We start from the raw sequence: 24,337 nt of genomic DNA, 5'->3' as shown, positions 1-24,337 counted from the left end.
GTATTGATGAAATATTTTTTTGTAGCGCTTTAAAAATTTGACACTCAAAATATTTTTCAAAAAAAACGCCCCTGCACTGCACTCAGTCCAGGGGCGTCAGGATGACAAATAAAAATACAGATTACTTCTTGCGTTCCAGGCACAGCGCATGCGTTGTGCAAGCTGTCACGCAGGCCGGCTCCATACCGGCATCAAGACGGTCCATGCAATAATCACATTTTCCGACAATATTCTCTTCCTCGTGCAAAACAGGGATGTTCCAGGGACATGCCGCAATGCAGGATTCGCATCCGATGCACAATTCCTTGATCACGTAGACCAAACCATCGGACTCGCGGCGCACCATGGCCTCCGTGGGGCACGCAGCAACGCAGGCGGGATCGTCACAGTGATAACAGCTGCGAAAAGAGGCCTTCATCACGATCTTGCCATCTTTAAGCTCCGGCTTGCCAGAGGTGTGCACAGCGTATTTGATTCCAACAGGATTATTATTCTTTACTTTGCAGTGCACTTCACAGGCCTTGCAGTGAATGCAACGCTTCTTGTCCAGTTTCATTCTGTAATTGCTCATCGCTGCCCCCTAGATTTTGCGCACGCCGACAAAGTGTTCCTGCATGGAGAGACATCCACCACCCTTGTCCCAGCATTCCAGACCGCCGGGCATGAGTTCCTGGTCGGCCGCGCCCTTGCCTATGGCTCTCGATTCCACCGGCAGCTTGTGCCCGAACCCGTGAACCATGAACAGGGCCTCCGGATGCACGCAATCCGTCACAAATGCGCGGATTCTGCCGCTTTCGCCCCTGACCGAGAAAACCTCGACCATGTCGCCGTCGGCAATGCCCATTTCGGCGGCACGGCTGGTGTGAATCCAGGCCACGTTTTCGGGCATCTGTTCGGCCAGAAGAGGATTGTTGACCGTGTGCCCCTGGGTGTGCACGCCGACCCGGCCAAAAGCGATGCGGAACATCCCCTGCGGCGGATGAGCAGGAGAAGCGTAGGGAGGCAGGGTGTCATGTCCGACCTTGGCCCATTTGCCGCTCGACATCTCGATCTTGCCCGAAGGCGTGGGCAGCGTGATCTCGGACATGGGGCGGTAGAGGGGCTTGTCGGCCAATTCCACGAAACCCTTGGCCTGAAAATCCTCGATGCTCACGCCGGTGTCCTGAAGCTGGTAGTTCCAGAGATCCTCGATGGTATCAAAGGCCAGTGGATCAAGGCCCAGCCTCTTGGCCAGGCCGCAGATGATTTCCCAGTCGGCTCTGGAATCAAAGGTTGGCTCCTGTGCCCGGTGACGGACAAAGAACTGGGGCTTGAGACCGGCCTTGCCGGCGATGATGCTCTCGCGCGCCAGATAGGTGGACAAGGGCAGGACCACATCCGAATTCCAGGCCGTGTCCGACCAAGAAAAAGTGATGCTGACCAGAAGGTCGAGTCCGGCCCATTTTTTCTTCAAGGCCTCGGGATCGGGCATGGCCATGAGCGGATCGTGGCGAAAGCAGAGATAGGCTTTGACGGGATACGGCTCGCCCGTGACTATGGCGTCGTAGGCAAGATTGACAAGGCCCGGGCCTCCGTCGAACTGCGGGTATTTCCAACCCACGCCGTCGGCCCGCTTCTCCTCGGGCTTGGGGAAAAGATCGACCAGCTTCTTGAGGCCCTTGCGCCCCACTTCCTTGGCCGCGTTGACGAAGGGCAGGCCGCCCTTGGCGCCGATGGAGCCGAGCAGTGCGTTGATGATGTAGGCCGTGCGGCAGACCTGAAAGGAATCGTTGTAACGGGCGACCATCCAGCCGGGATGCCAGACCACGCTTGGCGCCGCAGCGGACAGCTGGCGGGCCAGGTCGACAATGGCCTCGGCCGAAGCTCCGGTCTCTGCGGCGGCCCACTCGGGCGTGTAGGGCTTAACGAACTCCTTGAGCTGCTCAAACCCGTCCACGAATTGCTCGACGTATTCCTTGTTGTAGAGCCCTTCGTAAATGAGCGCGTGAATGACGCCAAGGTTGAAGCCGTAGTCCGTGCCGGGGCGGATGAGAAAAAAGTTGTCGGCCTTGCTCGCACTCACGTTGCCGCGGATGTCGATAACGGTCAGCTTTGCGCCCCCGGCGATGCCGTCCAGGGCAGCGTTGACTTCGGCCACGTTAATGGCTTCCATGATGTTGCGGGTCTGGAGGATGATGTGCTTGGCGTTGCGCAGGTCGTAAGCCACCATCTTGCGGCCCACGCCGATGACGGACTGCGCTCCGTGCTGCACGTTGCGGGCGCAGGATGCGTCATGATTGCAGTAGTTGGGTGACCCGATGCCGCGCATGAACGCCTGATGCAGATCCGGAAAGGGACCGCCGCGGTCGCTCCACAGCACCGAACGGGGCCCGTGCTCGGCCATGATTCCCTTGAGCCTGTCGGCCACGTAGTCCAGGGCTTCATCCCAGGACACAGCCCGCCATTTGCCTTCGCCGCGTTCACCGACCCGGATGAGCGGGGTCTGAGGCTTTTCCGGATCCTGCTCCAGGGCGATACCGGCCGCTCCGCGGGCGCAAAGGCCCTTCTTGAGCGGAGAAAATTCATTTCCCTGGATGCGAACAGCCTTGCCGTCCTGCACATCCACCTGGATTGGGCAGCGCACGGTGCACATGCCGCAGACACTGAACACTGATTTTGTTGCCGTCATGGCCATCTCCCGCTGATAAGGCGCGAAACCCGAAACCGGACCCCGCTGATGGTTATTCAATATGATTGTTTGCCACTACCTGCAGACGGGGGTCTAGGAAAACTCACCCCGATAATGCGCTCTTTTTCACAATCATCTCCTGGACCAGTCGTCATACAGGCCTCCTCCATTTCGACGCTTGTATCAATTTCGCATAACTCACCCGCATCCGTCCGCCTGAATCCTGCCCTTGGCGCCGACTGATGCAAATCAGGATAATCGCCAAAAACATGCCCCGATCTATTTATCGTTCACGGGAAGCTTTGTGTCGATCAGGGTCAATCCTCGCACCTTTTCCAGAAAATCGTTCCGGCGCACATCGTCCCGTTCCTCCCCCGGGCGCAGGGTCGAGACGACGAGACGGCCGACGACGGCCCGTCCTTCCCCGCCATCCGGCAAAGCCGTGCGCACTCCCCACAGGTTGTGCAGCATCAGTACTTCGCCCCTTCCGTCCGTTCCAAGATAGAGACCAATATGACCCGGCAGCCAGACAAGGGAGGCAAACGGCACTCCCTGAGTGCGGATGACATGAAGCTTGGAGTTTACATCCAACCCTTCGAGGGCGACCAGCTCTCCTCCATGTTTTGCCTGTTGCGACGAATTGCGCGGCAGCCATATGCCAAAAGGCAGAAACAGATCGCGCATGGTGGAGGAACAGTCCCGATTTTCGAACATCCCGCCCCACCCGTACAACTGCCCGGCCATGGCGTCGGCCAGTTCCGCCACGGAGCGTGAAGTCAGCGGAAGAGGCATGCGCGACGCCTGCAGATAGCCAAGCTCGGCCAGAGCCACTTTTGCCCATCCCGATGCGTCCCTGACAGGAACCTTGACCATGAAGCCCTGTCCGCTGCGGGAATGCAGGGGAAAGATGGCTCCGATATGGGTCTGCCCCAGAAACATGCCCTGTCCGAGCAGCGAAGTCTCGTCCTTGCGCAGGGCCACCATGGCCTTTGATTCATATTGCGCGCAAAAATTCCCGTCCGCCAGCGCAACGTCCTCACTGCGCACCCATCCATTGGCGAAGGCCGTCTCGACGTAATACCAGGCTCGGTCCAGGGACGCATGGCTGATAAAAACAGGCGTGCCCATCCATACGGCGGTATTTTGAAAATAGTCGAACGGAAAACCTTCGCCGGCTCTTTTCGGATCCAGAAAGAATGGACGATTCGAGGGCAGCACACGCATGGCGGTGTTGCGGACGATGATGGCCGAGGCGCTCATGGATGGATAGGTGGGCAGATCCTGCAAGGCCACGACATGCACCCACCTGTCCTGTGGGTACGGCTGCAGGTTTTCGGCATAACCCTGCTTGGACCCGAAGCTGCGCACGCCCCAGGAAATATCCTTGGCGGACAATGACGCGCGCACCTGCTTCCACGGCGCAAAAAAACGCTCCAGGGCAAGATCGTGCAGGGCGACCTGCTTCGCCGGAGCCATGAGTGACTGATCCGAAACCTGTACGGCGAGGCTTGCCCGCTGCGGTACGTCAAGGACGATTTCCGCAAGCAGGGCCGGACCCAGAGGAGTCTCTTCCTCCTCCACCGCCACAAGCCCGGGGTCCGGTTTGATCTCGGGCAGGGGCTTGCCGGCACAGGCGCTCAGGAGCCCTATGAGAACAGCCACCCACATCCCGAGTAAAAGGCTGCGCAAAAGTCTTTTCATGTTTCCTGACCCATGTTGATAAACAAAAATCATCCCGCCGACACCCGCCTGCAAAACTCCCCTCTTTCCCGCTTCGCCGCGCTCAATACACCTTGCGCCGCGAAAAGCCCTTGCCGATGACGTTGAACGTGTTCTCGAAAATTACGAAAGCCTCGGGATCCAGGGTAAAGATCAACTCCTCGAGTTTTTTCTGTTGTACGTTGTTGACCACGGTCATGACCACCTGCTTGGGCTGCCCGGTGTATCCTCCGCGTCCTTCAAGCAGGGTCACGCCACGGTTGGCGCTCTTGATGATGGCATCAGAAATGGCCTGGGCATGATCGGAGATGATGAACACAAGCTTGCGCTGGTTGAACATGCTCAGGACATAATCCATGATCTGGCTCGTCACGAAAACCATGATCAGGGAATAGAGCACCATGTCCGTCTCCAGCAGCGAGAAGCTGACCGTGAACAGAACCGCGTTGAACAGGAAGCTGACCTGGCCAATGCGGAACCCGAAGCGCTGATGCAGGAGGATGCCGAGGATATCGAGGCCGCCGGAGGACCCGAGGGAACGCATGCTGATGCCTGCCCCCGCGCCGAGTATGGCGCCTCCGGCAATGGCCGCGAGCAGGGGGTCATGCACGGGCAGGGTGAAGGAGATGACCTCCATCCAGCCCGTGATGGCGCACATGCCGTAGGCCGTGTACAGCACGAATCTGCGGCTGATCATGATCCAGCCGATCAGGGCGATGGGGATGTTCATTATGAAGAGCCACAGCCCTGGGGTCAGCATTTCCGAAAAATAATAGACCAAAAGGGCGATGCCCGACACGCCGCCGGTGACGAATCCGTGCGGCACGGCCACGGACTTGATGGACATGGCGACAAGAAAGCTGCCCACGGTCAGTAGAAATATGTTCCACGGGATGGAATAGGTGTAGAGACGAAGCTTGGTGTTCATGAATGCCAACATGCCGCGTTTAACGAAAATGTCCAGCCTTTTGCAGGTACAGCGCCATGACAAACCCCTCATGCCGTCGCACGGGCGTACGAACCTCTTCTTGTCCTGCCGCCCTCCCCTGCGCTACGTTACCGCAAATCCACCTTCGGAGCACACCATGAGCATCAAAATTGCCACGCATATCGATTTCGCGGCCATGACCCAGATTTTCACACAAGCCGAGCGCAAGGGGCGAGACCTCCTTTACGAGCACGAGGTTTACAGCCTGCTGCGAAACCTGGGCTCCGAGACGCCTCCGCGCAGCCTCCTGCTCCTGGCCGGAACCCGGCCCTCGGACGAGGAACTGCTGGCCCTTCCCGGAGAAAGGGTCGTGCTCAAGATCGTCTCGCCCTACATCGTGCACAAGAGCGACGTTGGCGGCGTACGTATCATCCCCAAGCATCCCGACAAGATCCGTTCGACCTGGCGGCGCATGATGTACGAGGTCGCCGAAAACTACGCAGACCGCATCGAACGCCGCCCCGCCCATGCCCCGACGCACTATCAGGGGCTGACCGGCGACGCGCTGGTCTCGGCCATCTCCCAGGACATCCAGGGCGTGCTCCTGGTGCAGTTCATCCCCCCGGACGCCACCTCTTTCGGCAACGAACTCATCGTCGGCCTGCGTGCCACACGCGAATTCGGCATGGTTCTGACCGCCGGGGTGGGCGGAACGGACACGGAGCTTCTGGCCGACAATTTCCGCAAGAACCGCAGCATCGTCTCGGCTTCGACCGAACTCAACGACGGCGAGTCCTTTTTCGAGCTCTTCAGGCGCACCGTGGCGTACAAGGTCCTGGCCGGAAAGACGCGGGGCCAGAAGCGCGTGGTCGCCGACGAGCAGCTCATCGAGTGCTTCTCGGCCTTCATCCAGGTCGGAAACTTCTTTTCACCGACGGCCAAGGACGCTCCCTTCGTCATCGACGAACTGGAAATCAACCCTTTCGCCTTTTCAGACTTCATGATGGTGCCCCTTGACGGGATGTGCCGCTTTTCGCTGCCCCAAAAGACGCTGGCCGCCCCAAGGCCCGTGGAAAAGATCCACACCCTGCTGCACCCGGCCCGCATCGGCCTGATCGGCGTGTCCACATCCCGGCAGAACTTTGGTCGCGTCATCCTGCAGAACATCCTGGCCCATGGTTTTCCTGCGGACAGGATAACGGTCATCCACCCGTCCGCCACCAATATCGACGGGGTAGTCTGCGCCAGGGAGCTGTCAGCCCTCAGCGAACCGGTTGACCTCTTTGTGGTAGCCGTGGCGGCCGAACACCTGCCGGAGCTGATCGAAGAGATCATGAGCTGCAAAAAAGCCGCGTCCGTACTGCTCATCCCGGGTGGCCTTGGCGAAACGCAGGACAGCAAGGCCATGGCCGAGAAGATCATGTCCTGGATCGATGACGGTCACAGGCAGGGTGATGGACCCGTTTTCCTGGGCGGCAATTCCATGGGGGTCATTTCCCACCCAGGGAATTACGACACCTGGTTCATCCCCGAAAAAAAACTTCCCAAGGGGCGGGGACAGCACCATCGCAACTCCGCCTTCATCAGCCAGTCAGGAGCGTTCATGGCCACACGCATGAGCCGCGCCCCGGAGCTGGACCCCGCCTACCTGATCTCCATCGGCAACCAGAACGACCTGACCCTGGGCGACTTCATGGCCTACTTCAGGAGCCATCCGGACACGGACGTGATCGGAGTCTACTGCGAAGGATTCAACGATCTCGACGGCGTGCACTTCACCCGCGCCGTGCGGCAGGCTGTCCTGTCCGGCAAGGAGGTCATCTTCTACAAGGCCGGCCGCACACCCGAGGGCAAGACCGCCACGTCGAGCCACACGGCGTCCCTGGCCGGCGACTACACGGTCTGCGAATCCTGCCTGACCCAGGCCGGGGCCATGGTGGCCAGATCCTTCAACCAGTTCACCGAGCTCTACATGCTGGCCAAGGGGCTGCATGGCAAAACCATTGCCGGAAACCGCTTGGCCGCTGTTTCCACGGCCGGGTACGAGGCGGTGGGCATGGCCGACAACATTACAACCGATGACTTCGAGCTGCGCATGGCCGCATTCCGTCCCGCAACGAGACAGCGCATCTCCAAGGCCCTGGAGGCCTGCGGACTCGACAGGCTGGTCGAGGTCAAGAATCCGCTGGACATGAACCCGGCGGCTACCGACGCACTATTCACGGAGGTCGTGGACGCGCTGGCGGCGGATCCGGGAGTGGACCTGGCCGTCATCGGCATGATCCCGCTCACGCCGTCCCTGTCCTCCCTGGACATGGACGCCAGCCAGAACATCGCAGAACGCATCGGCGCCATTGCTCGTCACAGCGCCAAGCCCATCGTGGCCGTGGTCGACGGCGGGGAGATGTACAACCCCTTCGCGGCCATGCTGCGCGAACGGGGCATGCCTGTCTTCAGGGATGCTGACCGGGCTGTCCGGGCCCTTGGGCTGTATGTCCAGGCCAGGCTCGGGGCGGAAAACCTGCGTTGCAGGAGAGGAGGGAATGTCGAAGGAAAAAAGGCTAGTCCTCTGCGCTCCGGCGCAGATTCTTGAGGCGTGACTGCCTGGCCTTGGACGCCAGACGTCTCTCCTTGGAAGCCTTGGTGGGTCTGGTGGCCCGGCGGGGTTTGGGGCGCACGGCAGCCTGGGCCACCAGATGCGCCAGACGCTCCAGGGCTGCCTTGCGGTTGGCCTCCTGGGTACGATGGGACTCGGCCCTGATGACCAACTCCCTGTCCACGGTGACACGCTTTCCGGCCAGGGCTTCGAGGCGGGCCATCCCGTCTTCGTCAAGTCCTCGAATCGCGTCCAGGTGAACGCGCAGGCGCACGGCGGTCGCCACCTTGTTCACGTTCTGGCCGCCGGGACCGGAGGAACGGATGAATTCAAGGCGGATGTCCTCGTCTTCGATGTGTACGCGGGGTGTGATGAACATGGGGAGTGGATAACGAAAATGTGGAGGTTTCGAAAGCGAAAAGGGCAGCCTGGACCGCCCTTTTCACGCTTCATGCCGTTGCCTGAATCAGCCGCAGCTTCCGCCGCAACCGCAGGATGAGCAACCGCCCCCGCCCTCGGGGAAAACCATGCTCGATTCCACGGTAAAACCCATGTTCTGGTCAAAGAGGACCGTCATGGGTTTGGCCTGCTCGTACAGGTCTGCCTCGACCAGAAAGGAATACCCTTCCACGTCGAAGATCTGATCATTGTCTTTCTTCTCGTCCAGGGCCAACCCGAGACGGGCTCCGCCGCAGCCGGAAGCCATGTATATGCGAATGGGTTCCTTGTCCTTGCCGCCGAAATGCTCATCCAGCTGCGCCTTTGCCGCCGGTTGGAGAGTAAACATAGATGCCTCCTATAGTTTGAATAGGTATTTCTTTAATCCAGCCAAACCGGATGTCAACACCCTACCATCGCTGAAGATCCGAATCCGGCGCGATCCTGGGCAGGCTGCCACCCGAAAGGATAAAAAAAGCGGACCCGGGGTCCGCTTTCAAGGAATGCAATGCGCTTGCAATCAGCGCATCAGATAAAAACCGAGATCACTGTCGTAGCTTTTCTGATCTGCGAACTGGCACCCGACAAATCGATCGCTCAGATATTTGACCCGGGTCAGCCGGCTGACTTCGGTTCGCCGCGCATCGTCGAGGCGGAAACGGACCCTGATCAATGCCCCCCGGACCAAACGATGGGAGAGCAACGTCGTGAAACCGATACCGTTCAGGGACACGTTTTCGAGCAGAAAATCACCGCTCTCACCCGTATCGGGATTTTCGAACCGTCCGGCCAGTTGCACGTTCTTGCGGTAATACTGCCTGCGCTCCATGGCCTGCTTTTCCTCGTTCAGCAGCAGCACCAGGTTGGCAGCAACGTTGCGGAACTTGCGAAAACCCCTGGTCGCGGTCTTGCTCGTGTCGCAAATCCCAAGCAGCGGTGCTATGTCCTCCTGGACGCCGGAAACGACATCCAGCCCCACGGAAAAATAAGGCATCTGTCTGGCGGCGCTTTGCTGGGCGATCTTGGCGTTGATGCGCTGGCTGACGTCGAGAGCGGCAGGCTTGGCCGTATTGGGCATGATCACCGCGAACCTGTTCGATGCGATGCGGCACGGCACATCGACCTTGCGCACCTCCTCACCCAGGACCGTGGCGAGCATCTGGATGATCTTGTCCACGCTCGACGGGCCATATTCCTCGTTGAGCCTGCGCAAATTGTCGATCGTCACCATCAGCACGCTCGACGGAGTTCCGTAACGCTTGCAGACTTCGATCTCGCGTTCCATGTAGCGATCGAAGGTCCGCTTGTTCGGCAGGCCTGTGAGCTGATCCGTTTCGGCCATGCGCCGCATGGCCTGAAAATAGTATGCCCGCTCCAAAGCCACGGAAGTGACCTCCGCGATGGCCGAAAAATCCACCTGCTGCCGCTTGGTGAAGGGTTCCCCGTGCTGGGTGTCGATGAGCTCCAGCACTCCGTAGACCATATCCCCACTCTTGAGCGGCACGGCCATGACCGTTGAGCACCCCTTGGTCTTGGCTGTCAGAAATTGCGCAGTGAACCGGGGATCCTGCGCAGTGTCCTCGATGAGCAGGGCTTCTCCCGTCTCGGCGACCCACCCGGCCAGTCCCGTGCCCTTTCGCAACTTCTTGCCTCTGACCAAATCAATTTTATCACCCACAACGTGGTTGAAAGTCAGGTCGCCGGTATCAGGATCAACAAGCAAAAACGCCAAGTGCTTGGGAGAAAAAAAACTCTCCACATGGGTGCAGATTTCTTCCAGTGTTTTTTGAATGCTAGTTCGATGCGAAAGTCCCCGGGAAATTCCGAGGAGGACGTTTATGCATGAAGAAGGGGTAAGCGGCTCCATCTTGGGCTCCTGCTGATGAGCTAGAATACATCTCTATGTACAGCTTCCATTACTTGGAGAAAAAGCAGGAATTTGTCAAATATCTTGAATTTTGCAGACAACCACACTCATATCGCGGGTTTTCGCCCATGATTCCAACGCAGACAACGTCGCAGGGTAGGGATGGCCGATAGCCACTGCCAGCCCGGTGCGCCTGGCAAGGCTCTCTGCTTTTTTGAGCTGTAGCAGGATTGCGTGCTCCTTGGCCGTATTGTCGATAAAGATGTGCCGTCTGTAGTAACGCAAGCCCAGAGTCTTGCTCACGTCGCGCACGCAACTCCTGGGCGTGGTCAGGCTGTCCACAAAAAACTTCCCTCTCCCCTGCAGATGACCGAGCACCACGGCCATGGCCTTTTTGTCCTGGGTCAGACGTGAACCCATGTGATTGTTGACGCCGTCCACTTCCGGCAGACGCGCCAGATTGTCGGCCAGGGTCTGTTCCAGAACGGCCGGAGTCATGTTCACGCGCAAGGTTCCGGGACCTGAATTAGCCGACTTGGGATAGCCTTCCGGTTCGCAGGGGAGATGCAAAAGCAGCTCAAGATCTTTCTGCCGGGCCAGTTCGGCCACCTGACGCGCCTTGGTGTTATGAGGCAGAACCGAAAAGCTGACCTCAAATGGCAGGCCGGCCAGCCGGTTGGCCACGGCCATGCTCTCGCCCAGATCATCGATGATGATGACAAGCCTCGGAGCTTTTACCGTCTGAACTTCCGGAGGGGCCTCGGGAACCAGGGAAAGGGGGAGAAAAATGTGGTGGGTCGGCTCGCCCAGGATGGAGATCTCCAGGTCGCGCGGATTGTTGTCCACGGTCTTGAGGCTGAAGCCCGGCCCAAGCTGATCCAGATTTCTCTTGAGCTCAGCCAGAAAGGGAAAAACTTCCTGTCCCAGGTTGATGGTCAGGTTCTGATAATAGAATTCCTGACCTCCATGACGCCTGAGTTCCACCGTCCTGTGACGCATGAGGCTCTCGGATCCGCCCTGGGCTGCCAGCCCCTTGAGTACGGCCAGATCGACACGGCGGACCTTGGCGTCAAAATCGTCGATCTGGGCTTCGTATACCAGCCTCTGGTTCTTTTGCGCCGGGACGTCCCTGACGGAGGGCTGCTTTGACCGGGGCTCCTTGCTGCCTTGCGCGACAGGTCCTTCTGGAGCCTTGTGCGCGACCGGCGACTGAACGGTCCCGGGCTTGCTCGGAGCATTCTTGAACGGCAGATGCATGGCCACGAAAAGCGTCAGGCCGGTCAAAAGGACGACGCAAATCCAGAGCAGGGATTTGAACAGCGAAAAGCCGGACGCCTTGGCAGCTGGCTTCTTTTTTTTCCGTTTTTTTGGGGGCATGGATATAAAAAGACGCGGGACGACAGGTGTCGCCCCGCGATGAGATGAGAATCAGTTGGTGATCTGCATGAAGCGCGGCAGGGATTTGACCATGCTCAGCCCTATGCGCAGCTGGTTGTCTCTGGCCAATGCTTCCTTGGCTTCAAGCTCTTCCGGATTCAGCTCCGTCTCCCCGTTGGGATTGTCCAGATGCTTGGAGAGGTTCGCCTCCCTGAAATCACGGGGCAGGGTTGCATCTTCGGCCGCGACCACGAAGGGAAGCTCCACGTCGGGGTCTATGCCCTCGGCCTGAATGGATCGGCCGTTTGGCGTGTAGTAGAGTGCAATGGTCAGCTTGACCGCCGAACCGTCGGACAGGGGCATGATGGTCTGCACGGAGCCCTTGCCGAACGTGCGCTCGCCGATCAGGATGGCCCGCTTGCGGTCCTGCAGGGCACCAGCCACGATCTCCGAGGCCGAGGCAGAACCGGAGTTGATGAGCACCACCACCGGGCAGGTCACGTCCGTCGACTGCCGGGAAGCCATCTCGTCCTTTCTGCTTTTGGGATCACGCCCCTGGGTGTAGACGATGAGCCCGTCGCGCAAAAAGGTGTCGGTCACGGAGATGGCCTGGTTGAGGAGGCCTCCGGGGTTGTTGCGCAGATCAAGGACTACGCCCTTTAACTCCTGCTTGGACGAATACTCGCGCAGTTTGCTGTGCATGTCGTCGGTGGTGTTGGCCTTGAAGTCGGTCAAACGCAGGTGCAGGTAGCCGGGCTCGAGTTCCTTGACCTTGACGCTGACCAAAGGAATCGTGCCGCGCACGATGGTCACTTTTTCCGGAGCCTGGGATTCCTTGTGCATGATGGTCAGCTCCACGGCCTCTCCCTTGGGGCCGCGAATCTTGGACACCGCCTCCTCAAGGGAGATGTCCATCGCCGAAACTCCGTTGATCTCAAGGATGATGTCACCGGCCCTGAGCCCTGCCTTGTCGGCGGGGGTGTCTTCAATGGGGGCGATCACGGTCAGGCGCTTGTCGCGGACTCCGATCTGGATGCCGATCCCTCCGAATTCACCCTGGAATTCTTCCTGCATCATCTTGAACTTGTCGAGATCGATATATGTGGAATGCGGGTCAATGGAATTGAGCATCCCCTCGATGGCCCCATGGATCAGATCCGTGCGGTCGACTTCCTGAACATAATTTTTTTCTATCAGATCCAGAACCTGGCTGAACTGCTTCAAGGCCTGATAATGATCGGTATCCCGAGCCTGGCTGGACGAGGCCGTGACGCAAAGGCCGGCCAGAAGAATCATCGTGCCAAGAAAATGGCTGAAACGCATGATATCCTCCCTGAGGGAATGGCGAGAAATTGTTGGAATCACTAAAAAGCGGGTAACGTGATGAAGTCCGGTCCGAAAAAATGCGAACCTTCTTTTCACCCCGATTGTAACCATTTTAAAGGATTAATGACTTTTTGCCTGTAACGCAATTCGAAATAAAGGCCTTCGCCCTTGGCGGCAGGATAAAATCCGCATACGCCGATCTGCTGTCCGCGTTCCACTTCCCGACCTACCGGGATGGGGGCGTCGGACAAAAAGGCATACAGCGAATAATAATCCTCGCCGTGGAAAACAATCACGACCTGCCCGAAGCCGCGCAACTGGTCGTTATGCACGACCTTGCCCCAGGAGACGCTGCGCACCGGCGTGCCGGCCGGCAAGGCCAGACCTATCCCGTTGCTGGCGGGATTCCCGTCAGGCGCGAAGGACACGACCCGCTTGCCCTTGGCCGGCCAGTTCAGCTTGCCCTGCAGTTTTGAAATCTTCTTGGAAGACTGCAGGCTGATCTTGTGGCGGATGCCGGCGATGGAACCCATCAGGTTCTGGATTTCCTTTTCGCTCTCCTTTTTCTTGACCCGCACCTCGGCAATCTGGCGTTCGTACTGCGTCCTCTTTTTTTCAAGCTCGGCCCTGGACGCCTTGATCTTGTCCAGCTTGGCCTCGGCCTGGGCCGCGCGCTGATCCAGAACGGACTGCTGGTCGGCCACAATCTGGCTCTGCCGCTCGATCTCCTCCCGCAAGGATTGCGCCTCGCCGTACAGGGCCGTCAGCCAAGCCTCCCGGCGATTGGCTTCGGCCCACTGCTCCACCGAGGCAAAGCCCTCTTCCTTGGCCGTCAGATAGATGGGCCACAGCGTTTGCATCAACTCCTGCAGGCGACCGGTGGTCTTTTCCCGTTCTTTAAGCAATGCATCAAGGCGCTCGGCGCCTTCGGACTGCTCTTTTTTAAGCGTGGCCAGCCCGTCTTCGAGCGTCTCAAGAGAGACCGCCGCCTGTTTGACCGAGCTTTCAAGCTTGGCCAGATCCTTGTGCAGGCTGCGTTCCTTTTCGGTCAGGCTCTGGATGGCTTTTTTCCGCTCGGCCAGCTGCCTGTTCTTGGCTGCCATCTCTTCTTCCAGAGAGGCAAAGCCAAGTGAGGCCGTGAACACAAGGCCTCCCAGGAGCATCAGGATGATCGCTAAAAAGCGCGGCTTGGGGCGGAATGACGGTCGATTCATGGGTGAGGGATGATGCTTTTTCCCACGCAGGTCAAGAGGCTGAACTCTTCCAGGAAGACGGCCAGAGGACAGCTCGCACATTTTCCCGCCTTCTTTGCACACCAACCCTTTCCCGTGCGCACGAGGAGGGCGTGGTATTCATTATATAACGCCACGTCCGGCGGCAGAACATCCATGAAAAACTCCCGCAGTTCCCCATACCCGATGTCTTCGGGAACAAGCCCGTGCCTTGACAGGATGCGGCGCGTATACGCATCGACCACAAAGGACGGCAGTCCCAGGGCGTAGAGGAGAATGGAATCCGCCGTTTCCGGCCCAATGCCGGAAACCTCCAGCAGGGCCGGACGCAGCTCTTCCATCGTCTCGCCCCGCAATCCGCTCATGTCCAGATTACAGGTCCTGTCCAGAAAATTCAGGAAATTGCGCACCCGCACCGCCTTGACCCGGAAGGCGCCGGCCGGCCGGATGAGCACCGAAATTTCCCCGTCGGTCAACCGGGCAAGGGCCCCGGGATCGAGCAGGCCGGATTTGCGCAGGTTGTGTATCGCCTTTTCCACGTTGGCCCAGGCCGTGTTCTGGGTCAAGATGGCGCCAAGAGCGATCTCGAAAGGCGTTTGTCCCGGCCACCACCTGCTTGGTCCCAGTTCGGCCGACATCGCCCGGTAGTAGCCAAGCAGCACGGCCTCCCGGTTCATGCGCGAAAGACGAGCAGGGTCCATTCCCCGGAGTATGAAATCGCAGGAGCCGCCAAGCCCTGGTCGACATAGGCCTGCACCACGCGATCCGCCTGCTCGCGCAGGATGCCGGACAGGATGAGCACACCCGGCCGGGCCAGGCGGGCACAGATGTCCTCGGCCATGTCGATGAGCGGATTGGCCAGGATGTTGGCCAGGATGCAGTCAAAGCGCTGCTCCGCCGGGATGTCCGTGACACTGCCGGTAGCGGGTTTGAAAGCGCCCTCCACCGCGTTCAGGGCGGCGTTTTCGTGGGCGTTGTCGATGGCCACCGGGTCGATGTCGAGGCCCTGGCCGATGAGCCCGAGCTTGACGGCGGCGATGCCCAAAATCCCCGAGCCCGTGCCCAGATCAAGAAAGGATTGCCCCTCCGTAAGGACTCCATCCGTCGCCAAGCGGTCCAGCGCCTCAAGGCACAGGGCCGTAGTCTGGTGATGTCCCGTCCCGAAAGCCATCTTGGGCTCGATCAGAATGGGCTCGGCCGCGCAGGGCTCGTCCTTGAGCCAGGCGGGCAGAACCACAAACCTGGATCCGATGGGGATGGGCGTGAAGTATTTTTTCCAGGCACTGGTCCAGTCCGCGTTATCCACGCTTGTGCTCTCCAGAATAATTTCCGGGCAGGCGGCCTGGAGAGCGGCCTCGGTTTCGGCGGACTGTTCCGGACGGTCGAAATGCACGGTCAGGCGGCGCAGGCCGTCCTTTGTACCGTCATCCTCCCAGCCCCAAGGGGTGTGCAGAAACAGCAGACCGGTGACAAGATCCTCGTTTTCCGGGGCAAAGGAAAGAGTAAGACGGGCGAGTTTGTTTGACATGTATAAACCTGATAACGGGATGCGCACCGTTGAAATTTGAAGTTTGAAAAAAGGGCCCGCTCCCGGTGAAAAAAGGGCCCATGAACGAAAACTCGGCAGAAACTAGCTTTTGGCCAGGATGGATTCCAGGGCCTGGCAGAACGCCTCCAACTCCTCCCTGGTTATGACCAGCGGCGGCAGCAAACGCAGCACTGTATCCTGGGTAAGGTTCAGGACAAAGCCCTGCTCGAGCAGCTCCTTCCAGACCTCGGCCCCGGGATGCGTCAATTCGATGCCGATCATCAGGCCGTGCACCCGCACCTCGACGATCTTCTCCGGGAGTCTGGTCCTGATTCCCTCCAGCCTTTCGCGCAGCCAGTCGCCCATGCGCGCGGCCCGGCCGCAGAGATCGTCGCGTTCGATGATCTCGATGACCTTGGCCGCCACGGCGGAGATGAGCGCGTTGCCGCCGAAGGTCGTGCCGTGGCTGCCCGGAGGAAAGCCCTTGGAGACCTCTTCGGTGCACATGACCGCACCCATGGGCAGCCCTCCGGCCAGGCCCTTGGCCACGGTAACGATGTCCGGGACGAGGCCCGCATGCTGATGCGCCCAGAATTTTCCAGTCCGGCCCACGCCAGTCTGGATTTCATCGACGATCAGCAGCACGCCCTTGGCGGCGCAAAGCTCGGCCAAACCGCGAACGTAATCCCCCGGCAGGGGTTTGACCCCTCCCTCGCCCTGGATCATCTCGATCAGCACCGCAGCGGTGCGCTCGTTCATGGCGGCTTCCATGGCCTTTAAATCGGCAAAGGGCACTGTGATGAATCCTTCGGGCAGCGGCCCGAACCCGGTCTTGATCTTGTCCTGGCCCGTAGCCGTCAAGGTGGCCAGGGTGCGGCCATGGAAAGACCCGCCAAGGGTGATGATCTCGAAGCGCTCCTCGCCCCGACCCTCGCGCATGTAGCGCCGGGCCAGCTTGATGGCGCCCTCGTTGGCCTCGGCTCCGGAGTTGCAAAAAAAGACCTTTTCCAGATGCGTGGTGCCAAGCAGCCTGTTGGCCAGGGCGACCTGCTCTTCCTGGTAGAAAAGGTTGGAGACGTGGATGAGCTTGCCGGCCTGCGCACGGATGACCTCCACCAGTTCAGGATGGGAGTGCCCCAGGTTGCACACGGCGATGCCCGCCAGAAGGTCGGTATAGACGCGGCCTTCGGGAGTGATGAGCTTGGTCCCTTCGGCCCGGCTTACGGCCAGGGGATAACGCGCATAGGTCCGGCAAAGAGCCGAGGCCTCGCCCTGCTTTATATCTTCGCTGTTCATGAAATTCTCCTTGCAAGTGAATTGGATCAGATCGTGCCGGTGTGCCCGAATCCCCCGGCGCCGCGCGCGGTTTCGGTAAGATCGTCCTGCGGAATGATTTCCGCGCGAACGACCGGCTGAAAAACGAGCTGGGCGATGCGCTGCCCCCGGGTCACGGTACGGGTCTGGTCCGAAGTGTTCAGGAGGCTGACCAGAATCTCGCCGCGATAGTCCGGGTCGATGACGCCGACTCCCTGGCTGACAACCAGGCCGTCCTTGGTGCCCAGGCCGCTTCGGGAATAGACAAAACCGGCCACTCCCGGCATCGTGCATTCCACGGCAATGCCCGTAGGAAAGCGAAACCTTCCCCCGGGGGGGATGGCGACCTCCGCTTCCGCCATACAAGCCCGCAGATCAATACCGGCCGACCCCGGAGTGGCATAGTTAAACTTCTCCGGCGGGCACGTTTCCGATAAAAAACGGACCTTGACCGGCATGGTGACAATTCCGGAACAGGGATTCATTTCTTCTCCTTGGCATGCTAACTTGCAACCCAAGCGCGCATGCAGGGATGCGTTACAAATTTATGACAGGGGGATTTATGCAACCATTGCATGTTTATACAGTTGTACCCAAGCTTCCGGAAAAACTTCTGCCGCTCAAGATGCTGGCGAGCAATCTCTATTTTTCCTGGCAGCATGAAATCGAGGAATTCTTTGCTCAGATAGACCGCGAATTATGGGAAAAAAGCGAGCACAATCCGATCTGGTTCCTGAACCATCTGCCTCAGAGCACACTGGAAGAACTGGGCGAGGATGAATTCTTTCTGGACCGTCTGTCAACCATTGCGGCGGGTTTCGAAAAATACATCTCCAAACGCGGCCCCATGACCGGACTCGATGCCCTGGAGAGCGGACCGGTAGTCGCCTATTTCAGCGCCGAATACGGCATCGCACAATGCCTGCCCGTTTATTCGGGAGGGCTTGGCGTGCTGGCCGGAGACCATCTCAAATCCGCCAGCGACCTGAACATTCCCCTGGTCGGGATCGGCCTTTGCTACCAGCGCGGATTTTTCCGCCAGTACCTGACTCACGACGGCTGGCAGCAGGAGCGCTATCAGCCCAACGACTTCGAGCAGATGCCCCTTTTTCCCGTACTGGACGAAGAAGGCCTGCCCCTTAAAGTGCGTTTCCAGATGCAGGGCAAACCGCTCTATTTCCGCGTCTGGCGGGCCGACGTTGGCCGCGTGCCGCTCTTCCTGATGGACACCAACATTTCCGAGAACACGCCCGAACGCCGGGAGCTGACCTCACAGCTCTATGGCGGCGATCTGGAAATGCGCCTCATGCAGGAGTACCTGCTCGGCATCGGCGGCATCAAGGCACTGGAGGCCATGGGCCTCTCTCCCCGGGTCATCCACATGAACGAAGGCCACTCGGCCTTTGCGGGTCTGGAAAGAATCCGCGTGCTCATGCAGGACCGCCACCTGTCCTTCGAGGCGGCCCTGGAACTGGTCGCCCAGAGCTCGGTCTTCACCACGCACACGCCAGTCCCGGCGGGAAACGACCGGTTCTCCCCGGACCTGATGGCCAGATACTTCCTGGAATATTCCGCGGATCTGGGGCTCTCCTGGAAGGTTTTCCTGGCCCTGGGCCGGGAAAACACGCGCGACGAAGCCGAGCACTTCTGCATGACGATCCTGGCCCTGCGCCTGTCCCGGTTCAACAATGGCGTAAGCCGTCTGCACGGCAAGGTCTCGCGCAAGATGTGGGCCAATGTCTGGTCGCAGTACCCCGAAGAGGATGTGCCCATCACCTGGGTCACCAACGGCATCCATTTCCCGACCTGGGTGGCGCCTGAGATGTCCGTCCTCTATGACCGATTCCTCGGCCAGTCCTGGCGCGAAGACCCGGACTGCGAGCGGGTCGGCGAAAAATTCGGCTCCATCCCGGACATCGAGTTGTGGCGCGCCCACGAACGCCTGCGGGAACGCCTGGTCGATTTCGTGCGACGCAGGCTGCAGCAGCAGATCATGTCCCGGGGCGGCCGCAGCTGGGAACTTGAAGTGGCGGACAATGTCCTCAATCCCGAGGCCCTGACCATCGGCTTCGCCCGTCGTTTCGCGTCCTACAAGCGCGCCTACCTGCTTCTGAAGGACGATGACCGCTTGAAACGCCTCGTCACGGACCCTGCCCGCCCGGTACAGTTCGTCTTTGCCGGCAAGGCCCACCCCCGGGACAACGAAGGCAAGAAAATCATCCAGGAGCTCATCAGCCTCTGCCAGTCCCCGGAGTGTCGCGCGTCCATGGTCTTTCTGGAGGACTATGACATGCAGGTCGCCCGCTATCTGGTTCAGGGCTGCGACATCTGGCTCAACAACCCGCGTCGCCCCCTGGAAGCCTGCGGCACCAGCGGCATGAAGGCCATGGCCAACGGCGTCCTGAACCTGAGCACCCTCGACGGCTGGTGGGACGAGGCCTGGAGCCCGGACAACTCCGTAGGCTGGGCCATCGGCAACGCCGAGGAATATGACGACGTTGAGTACCAGGACTTCGTGGAGAGCCAGACCCTCTACAACATTCTCGAAAAAGACGTCATCCCGCTCTTCTATGACCGAGTGCAGGGCTCCTTCCCCAGACGCTGGGTGCAGAAGATGAAACAGGCCCTCAAAACCCTGGGTCCGGTCTTCAACGGACACCGCATGGTCGAGGAATATTCCAAGCGCGCCTACCTCCCGTCCAACATCAGCTACGGCAAACTCACGGCCAACGAATACCGTCCGGTCATGGAACTGGCCGAGTGGCGCATGAACCTGCTCACCCACTGGGGGGAACTCGACATCCGCAACGTGCAGTGCGTCACGGCCCATGAGATGTTCGTCGGTGAAAATCTGGAGGTCAGCGCCGAGGTCAAGGTCGAGGGCCTTGGCATCCAGGACATCCGCGTGGAAATCTACACCGGCCCCCTCGATCACACCGGCAAGTTCGCAAACCGGTCCACCTTTCCCATGAGCCCGGACGAACGCACCGCTGACGGCTGGTACGTCTATCGCGGCAAGGCCATGCCCATGGCCACGGGCAAGTTCGGTTTCACCGTGCGCATCCTGCCGCATCATCCGCTGCTGCGCGACGCGCACAGCCTAGGGCTGATCTTCTGGGCCGACAAACCCGAACCTCAACCGCAAGGCTAGAAGGATGGCCAAGAAAATCGATCGGGCCGACGTGGTTCTGGCCGAACAGGGGCTGGTCGAGAGCCGCGAAAAGGCCAAACGGATGATCATGGCCGGACAGGTACTCCTGCTCCAGGGCGAGGCCCGGACCCCCGTGGCCAAACCCGGGCAGCAGATTCCCCGCGATGCGCGCCTTGAGATCAAGGAGGCGGAACGTTTCGTGTCCCGCGGCGGCTACAAGCTGCTCACGGCCCTTGAGCATTTCGCCCTGGACGTGAGCGGTATGGTCGCTCTGGACGCCGGAGCCTCCACCGGCGGCTTCACTGACTGCCTGCTGCAGTTCGGGGTCACGCGTGTTTACGCCGTGGACGTGGGTCACGCCCAGTTGCACTGGAAGCTGGTCACCGACCCGCGCGTCGTCAACCTGGAGCGGATCAATCTGCGCCACGCCTCCGCCGACCTCATTCCCGAAAAGGTGGATCTTGTAGTGGCCGACTGCTCTTTTATCTCCCTGCGGCTGATCCTGCCCCCCTGTCTGCAGTTTCTAAAGGACACAGGGCAGATCCTGGCCCTGGTCAAACCGCAGTTCGAGCTTGGACCCGAGCACGCGATCAAGGGCGTGGTCCGCTCGGAAGAGTTGCAGCTCAAAGCCGTGGCCGAAGTGCAGGACTTTGCCCGGGAGGAGCTCGGCCTGCACGTTCTGGGCTCCGTCGCGGCGGGTATCAAGGGGCCCAAGGGCAATCAGGAATACCTGCTCCATTTGCAGCGCTGACTTCGGCCTTTGCCAAGAGAGGCCGATGCGGGTACAGACCGCGTTCATCTTCAACACCTCAACCAAATTCGAGCCCATGCCTGACAGATTCCTGACCGAAGACCGCAAAACCAGACTCAGATCCGTACTGGCAAAGCGCCAGCCCGACCTGACGCTTGTGCTGAACAACATCCACGACCCGCACAACGTGTCCGCCATCCTGCGCAGCTGCGACGCCTTCGGCGTGTTCGGCGTGCACCTTTATTACACCAAGGAAAAATTTCCATCCCTGGCCAACAGCTCCTCGGGCTCCGCCAAGAAATGGATCGACCTGACCCGCCACCGCGAAGCCGGGACCATGGTCCAAGGGCTGCGCGACCGGGGCATGCAGATCGTGGGCACGGGCTTCAGCCCCACGGCCAGGCCCATCATGGATATCGATTTCACCAGACCCACGGCCATCATTCTCGGCAACGAGCACCGGGGCATGGACCCCGACGTCAAGGTTCATGTGCCGGACGAGATCTACATCCCCATGTTCGGCATGGTGCAGAGCCTGAACGTGTCCGTAGCTGCGGCGACCATCCTCTACGAGGCCATGCGCCAGCGCCTGGCCGCCGGGATGTACGACCGGAGCCCTCTGGACGCTGACGAATTCGAGAACGTATACGCCGACTGGTGCAAGCGAGGCAAAGACTACTAGCCGGGCCGGGCCCGAGGAGAACCCATGGCGGGAAACACTTTCGGCAGCATCTTCAAATTGACGACCTTTGGTGAATCCCATGGCCCGGCCCTGGGCGGAGTGGTGGACGGATGTCCCGCCGGGGTCGCCCTTTGCGAAGCCACCATCCAGACTGAGCTCGACAGGCGCAGGCCCGGCCAGGGCGGCCTGGCCGTCACCGCCCGGAGCGAGCCGGACCGCATCCGTCTCCTGTCCGGAATTTTCGAGGGTCTGACCACGGGCACGTCCATCGGCTTTGCCATCGAGAACACGGACCAGCGTTCGCACGACTACGGTGAGATAAAAGATGTTTTCCGGCCGGGTCACGGAGACATGACCTATCAGGCCAAGTACGGACTGCGCGACTATCGCGGCGGAGGCCGCTCCTCGGGCCGGGAGACCGTCTCCCGCGTGGCGGGCGGAGCCATTGCCGGGGAGTTTTTGCGGCCTCTCGGAATCACTGTCCGGGCCGGCGCAGTGGAGCTTGGCGGCATCGCGGCGGAAAACATCGACATGGAAGGCGCAGAGCGCCGGCTCTTCTTCGCGGCCGACGACAACGCGGCCCTGCGCTGGCAAGAACTGGTCAGGGAGGTCGTGGCGCAAGGCGACACGCTGGGCGGCATCGTCGAGATTCGCGCCCTGGGCGTGCCTGCGGGGCTTGGCGAACCGGTCTTCGACAAGCTCGACGCCCGTCTGGCCGCGGCGCTCATGAGTGTCGGCGCGGTCAAGGGAGTCGAGATCGGGAGCGGATTTGCGGCCAGCCGCATGCGCGGCAGCGAAAACAACGACGCCATGCTGGATTCGGGATTTGCATCCAACAACGCTGGCGGAATCCTGGCCGGGATCTCAAGCGGCCAGGAGCTTGTTCTGCGCGCTGCCATCAAGCCCATCCCCTCCATCGCGCTTGAGCAGCAGACCCGGGACCGCTTCGGAGCTGCGCGGACCATCAGCATCGGCGGACGGCACGACATCTGCGCCATCCCCCGCGTGGTCCCGGTGCTCGCGGCCATGGTTCGGCTGGTCCTGGCCGACATGGTCCTGCTGCAGAGGCGCATGGGATTCGGCACATGAACGCGGGCGCGGGCTTTATCCTCAAAAAAGCCCTGGGCACGCTCTTCATGCCCCTGTCCGTCTGTCTGGTTCTTTTCGCCCTCGGCATGATCTACGTGCTGCTGCGCCGTTCCAGGGAAGCCATCGCCCCCTTCGTCATGGCCGGGCTTCTGCTCTACGCATTTTCCCTCAATTCCGTCTCCGGGTACATGATCCGCCCCCTTGAAAGCGCCTACCCGCCCCTGAACCTTTCCAGTGCGGAAATCGTCAAGACGCCTGTCAAATGGGTGGTCGTGCTTGGCGCGGGACACTGGACGGACACGCGCCTGCCCCCCGGGGCCATGCTCGAAGAGGCGGCCATTTACAGGCTCACCGAGGGCATTCGGGTGGCAAACCGTTTTAAGGGCTCCATCCTGGTTCTTTCGGGCGGAAAATACAAAGACGAGCAGTCAAGCGCGCAGGTCATGGCCGCTGCCGCCGCGGACCTCGGCTTCGATCCGGGCCGCATCATGCTCTCCGACAAGGCCCTCGACACCCACGACGAAGCGATGCACATCAAGGCTCTGGCCGGTTCCGACGCCTTTGTGCTGGTGACTTCGGCCTCGCACATGCTGCGAGCCGTCAAACTGTTCGAAAATCAGGGCCTGAAGCCCATCCCCGCACCGACCTGCTACCGTGACAAAGGCGAACCCGAGCACTTCCTGCCCGGACCGGAAAACATCAAGACCTGCCACATGGCCGTGCACGAATACCTGGGACTGGCTTGGTCTTTCGTGCGCGGACAGATATCCATTCTCTAAGTGATCGACATCCTGCCCACCCTGGCCCTGGCCACCTCGAAGCACAGCCCGGACAAGGCCACCATCCGCGCCTGGGCCCTGGTCCTGTCCAGCCGAAGGTTCCTGAACCGCTTCGATCATGGCAGGCTTCTGGTCGCACCGGCCCTGGCTCCGCTCGCGGTGCGGGAGATCATCGCCTACGAAGAGGAAAATCTGCCCCGCCCACGCCCTGCACCCCTGCCCGACAATTCCTGGGTCAGCCTGCTGGTCATCGCCATATTCCTGGGCCTGACCATATGGCTCGACGCCCAAGGTCTTGGCAAGCGCATCACCTGGCATCTCGCCGGTCGGGCCGACGCCGCGCTCATTCTGGGCGGTGAGTGGTGGCGTTGCGTAACCGCCCTTTTCCTGCACGCCGACGCCGGACATCTACTGGCCAATGCCGGAGCGCTGGCCGTGCTTGCCTCGCTCCTGGCGCGACGCATCGGATCAGGCCTGACCTGGGGACTTTTTGTGCTTTCGGGCAGCCTCGGCAATGCCGTAAACGCCTGGGCACAGGCGCCCGATCACCTGAGCGTGGGCGCATCCACGGGCGTGTTCGGACTGATCGGCGTCCTGGCTGGAGGCGCGGGACGGGCCGAACGCGGCTCGAGAGGACAGGTCCTTCTGCTGGCTCTGGGATTTGGTTTCAGCCTGCTGGCCATGCTCGGCGCGGGCGAGGAGCGCGTGGATCTGGGCGCGCATTTTTTCGGGATGTGCTGCGGTCTGCCCTTTGGATTGCTGGTCGGAGACTGGCACGGGGCAACGGGATGGAAGGCGCGGATCGGGGCTTTGAGCGGGGCGGCGGGGCTGGCCCTTGCGGTCTGGGCCTGGGCCTTGGCCCTTGGGAGCGGGGCGCTTGCAGGGTGAGGGT

At 60.4% G+C, this 24,337-nt stretch carries 21 protein-coding genes; 7 read left to right on the top strand and 14 right to left on the bottom strand.

From position 1 onward, the window contains the following. Window positions 1-121: 121 nt before the first annotated feature. The 4 genes from CVU60_04020 to CVU60_04005 form a co-directional block, all read right to left on the bottom strand. Complete coding sequence (locus CVU60_04020; GenBank protein ID PKN42964.1) at window positions 122-571, bottom strand: 4Fe-4S ferredoxin; 450 nt, start codon at window positions 569-571, stop codon at window positions 122-124. A gap of 9 nt (window positions 572-580) precedes the next feature. Next, window positions 581-2,668: a thiosulfate reductase gene (locus CVU60_04015; protein ID PKN42963.1), complete on the bottom strand. Its 2,088-nt coding sequence runs from the start codon at window positions 2,666-2,668 to the stop codon at window positions 581-583. Window positions 2,669-2,947: 279 nt separating this feature from the next. Continuing rightward, complete coding sequence (locus tag CVU60_04010) at window positions 2,948-4,423, bottom strand: hydrolase Nlp/P60 (GenBank protein ID PKN42962.1); 1,476 nt, start codon at window positions 4,421-4,423, stop codon at window positions 2,948-2,950. A gap of 28 nt (window positions 4,424-4,451) precedes the next feature. After that, window positions 4,452-5,315 (bottom strand): YitT family protein, encoded by an 864-nt coding sequence (locus CVU60_04005; protein ID PKN43036.1) that lies wholly within the window; start codon window positions 5,313-5,315, stop codon window positions 4,452-4,454. Window positions 5,316-5,472: 157 nt separating this feature from the next. Between CVU60_04005 and CVU60_04000 the strand changes: the two genes are divergently transcribed. After that, window positions 5,473-7,908 (top strand): CoA-binding protein, encoded by a 2,436-nt coding sequence (locus CVU60_04000; GenBank protein PKN42961.1) that lies wholly within the window; start codon window positions 5,473-5,475, stop codon window positions 7,906-7,908. Here the strand turns inward: CVU60_04000 and CVU60_03995 are convergent. From CVU60_03995 to CVU60_03950, 10 genes are all read right to left on the bottom strand, one after another. After that, complete coding sequence (locus CVU60_03995; protein PKN42960.1) at window positions 7,877-8,290, bottom strand: aminoacyl-tRNA hydrolase; 414 nt, start codon at window positions 8,288-8,290, stop codon at window positions 7,877-7,879. The two genes, CVU60_04000 and CVU60_03995, sit on opposite strands and share 32 nt — an antisense overlap. An 87-nt stretch (window positions 8,291-8,377) precedes the next feature. Then, window positions 8,378-8,698, bottom strand: coding sequence for an adhesin (locus CVU60_03990; protein PKN42959.1), 321 nt, complete (start codon window positions 8,696-8,698; stop codon window positions 8,378-8,380). A 171-nt stretch (window positions 8,699-8,869) separates the two neighbouring features. Continuing rightward, complete coding sequence (locus tag CVU60_03985; protein PKN42958.1) at window positions 8,870-10,216, bottom strand: hypothetical protein; 1,347 nt, start codon at window positions 10,214-10,216, stop codon at window positions 8,870-8,872. Between the two features lie 75 nt (window positions 10,217-10,291). Further along, window positions 10,292-11,593 (bottom strand): hypothetical protein, encoded by a 1,302-nt coding sequence (locus tag CVU60_03980; protein ID PKN42957.1) that lies wholly within the window; start codon window positions 11,591-11,593, stop codon window positions 10,292-10,294. A 51-nt stretch (window positions 11,594-11,644) separates the two neighbouring features. Further along, window positions 11,645-12,916, bottom strand: a complete 1,272-nt coding sequence (locus CVU60_03975) for a peptidase S41 (GenBank protein ID PKN42956.1) — start codon at window positions 12,914-12,916, stop codon at window positions 11,645-11,647. 95 nt (window positions 12,917-13,011) lie between these two features. Beyond that, entirely contained in the window at window positions 13,012-14,133 is a 1,122-nt protein-coding gene (locus CVU60_03970) for a hypothetical protein (GenBank protein PKN42955.1), read from the bottom strand. Beyond that, complete coding sequence (locus CVU60_03965) at window positions 14,130-14,828, bottom strand: endonuclease (GenBank protein ID PKN42954.1); 699 nt, start codon at window positions 14,826-14,828, stop codon at window positions 14,130-14,132. The genes CVU60_03970 and CVU60_03965 overlap by 4 nt, the downstream gene beginning before the upstream one ends. Further along, complete coding sequence (gene prmA, locus CVU60_03960) at window positions 14,825-15,679, bottom strand: 50S ribosomal protein L11 methyltransferase (protein ID PKN42953.1); 855 nt, start codon at window positions 15,677-15,679, stop codon at window positions 14,825-14,827. The genes CVU60_03965 and prmA overlap by 4 nt, the downstream gene beginning before the upstream one ends. Window positions 15,680-15,781: 102 nt before the next feature. Beyond that, window positions 15,782-16,975, bottom strand: a complete 1,194-nt coding sequence (locus CVU60_03955) for an aspartate aminotransferase family protein (protein ID PKN42952.1) — start codon at window positions 16,973-16,975, stop codon at window positions 15,782-15,784. Between the two features lie 26 nt (window positions 16,976-17,001). Next, the gene (locus CVU60_03950; GenBank protein PKN42951.1) at window positions 17,002-17,478 is read right to left on the bottom strand and encodes a dUTP diphosphatase; all 477 of its coding nucleotides are present in this window, start codon (window positions 17,476-17,478) and stop codon (window positions 17,002-17,004) included. Between the two features lie 77 nt (window positions 17,479-17,555). Between CVU60_03950 and CVU60_03945 the strand changes: the two genes are divergently transcribed. From CVU60_03945 to CVU60_03920, 6 genes are all read left to right on the top strand, one after another. After that, window positions 17,556-20,144 carry an alpha-glucan phosphorylase gene (locus CVU60_03945; protein PKN42950.1) on the top strand — a complete coding sequence of 863 codons (2,589 nt, stop codon included), beginning with the start codon at window positions 17,556-17,558 and terminating at the stop codon, window positions 20,142-20,144. Between the two features lie 4 nt (window positions 20,145-20,148). Next, entirely contained in the window at window positions 20,149-20,895 is a 747-nt protein-coding gene (locus CVU60_03940; GenBank protein PKN42949.1) for a TlyA family rRNA (cytidine-2'-O)-methyltransferase, read from the top strand. A 76-nt stretch (window positions 20,896-20,971) separates the two neighbouring features. Next, window positions 20,972-21,577, top strand: a complete 606-nt coding sequence (locus CVU60_03935) for a tRNA methyltransferase (GenBank protein PKN43035.1) — start codon at window positions 20,972-20,974, stop codon at window positions 21,575-21,577. Window positions 21,578-21,601: 24 nt separating this feature from the next. Then, the gene (locus CVU60_03930) at window positions 21,602-22,666 is read left to right on the top strand and encodes a chorismate synthase (protein ID PKN42948.1); all 1,065 of its coding nucleotides are present in this window, start codon (window positions 21,602-21,604) and stop codon (window positions 22,664-22,666) included. Next, window positions 22,663-23,445 (top strand): hypothetical protein, encoded by a 783-nt coding sequence (locus CVU60_03925; protein PKN42947.1) that lies wholly within the window; start codon window positions 22,663-22,665, stop codon window positions 23,443-23,445. Before CVU60_03930 ends, CVU60_03925 begins: the two co-directional genes overlap by 4 nt. Then, a complete protein-coding gene (locus CVU60_03920) occupies window positions 23,446-24,333 on the top strand; it encodes a rhomboid family intramembrane serine protease (protein PKN42946.1) in 888 nt (295 codons plus the stop codon). The last annotated feature ends 4 nt before the right edge of the window (window positions 24,334-24,337 follow it).

The organism is Deltaproteobacteria bacterium HGW-Deltaproteobacteria-18 (assembly GCA_002841885.1).
In the GTDB taxonomy this organism is placed as follows: domain Bacteria; phylum Desulfobacterota; class Desulfovibrionia; order Desulfovibrionales; family Desulfomicrobiaceae; genus Desulfomicrobium.
This window is presented reverse-complemented; position numbering and strand designations above follow the sequence as displayed.

Excerpts from the sequence above, each read along its gene's own strand:
- CVU60_04020 (PKN42964.1), bottom strand. The coding sequence starts at position 571 with ATGAGCAATTACAGAATGAAACTGGACAAGAAGCGTTGCATTCACTGC.
- CVU60_04015 (PKN42963.1), bottom strand. The coding sequence starts at position 2,668 with ATGACGGCAACAAAATCAGTGTTCAGTGTCTGCGGCATGTGCACCGTG.
- CVU60_04005 (PKN43036.1), bottom strand. The coding sequence starts at position 5,315 with ATGAACACCAAGCTTCGTCTCTACACCTATTCCATCCCGTGGAACATA.
- CVU60_04000 (PKN42961.1), top strand. The coding sequence starts at position 5,473 with ATGAGCATCAAAATTGCCACGCATATCGATTTCGCGGCCATGACCCAG.
- CVU60_03995 (PKN42960.1), bottom strand. The coding sequence starts at position 8,290 with ATGTTCATCACACCCCGCGTACACATCGAAGACGAGGACATCCGCCTT.
- CVU60_03990 (PKN42959.1), bottom strand. The coding sequence starts at position 8,698 with ATGTTTACTCTCCAACCGGCGGCAAAGGCGCAGCTGGATGAGCATTTC.
- CVU60_03985 (PKN42958.1), bottom strand. The coding sequence starts at position 10,216 with ATGGAGCCGCTTACCCCTTCTTCATGCATAAACGTCCTCCTCGGAATT.
- CVU60_03980 (PKN42957.1), bottom strand. The coding sequence starts at position 11,593 with ATGCCCCCAAAAAAACGGAAAAAAAAGAAGCCAGCTGCCAAGGCGTCC.
- CVU60_03975 (PKN42956.1), bottom strand. The coding sequence starts at position 12,916 with ATGCGTTTCAGCCATTTTCTTGGCACGATGATTCTTCTGGCCGGCCTT.
- CVU60_03970 (PKN42955.1), bottom strand. The coding sequence starts at position 14,133 with ATGAATCGACCGTCATTCCGCCCCAAGCCGCGCTTTTTAGCGATCATC.
- CVU60_03965 (PKN42954.1), bottom strand. The coding sequence starts at position 14,828 with ATGAACCGGGAGGCCGTGCTGCTTGGCTACTACCGGGCGATGTCGGCC.
- prmA (PKN42953.1), bottom strand. The coding sequence starts at position 15,679 with ATGTCAAACAAACTCGCCCGTCTTACTCTTTCCTTTGCCCCGGAAAAC.
- CVU60_03955 (PKN42952.1), bottom strand. The coding sequence starts at position 16,975 with ATGAACAGCGAAGATATAAAGCAGGGCGAGGCCTCGGCTCTTTGCCGG.
- CVU60_03950 (PKN42951.1), bottom strand. The coding sequence starts at position 17,478 with ATGAATCCCTGTTCCGGAATTGTCACCATGCCGGTCAAGGTCCGTTTT.
- CVU60_03945 (PKN42950.1), top strand. The coding sequence starts at position 17,556 with ATGCAACCATTGCATGTTTATACAGTTGTACCCAAGCTTCCGGAAAAA.
- CVU60_03940 (PKN42949.1), top strand. The coding sequence starts at position 20,149 with ATGGCCAAGAAAATCGATCGGGCCGACGTGGTTCTGGCCGAACAGGGG.
- CVU60_03935 (PKN43035.1), top strand. The coding sequence starts at position 20,972 with ATGCCTGACAGATTCCTGACCGAAGACCGCAAAACCAGACTCAGATCC.
- CVU60_03930 (PKN42948.1), top strand. The coding sequence starts at position 21,602 with ATGGCGGGAAACACTTTCGGCAGCATCTTCAAATTGACGACCTTTGGT.
- CVU60_03925 (PKN42947.1), top strand. The coding sequence starts at position 22,663 with ATGAACGCGGGCGCGGGCTTTATCCTCAAAAAAGCCCTGGGCACGCTC.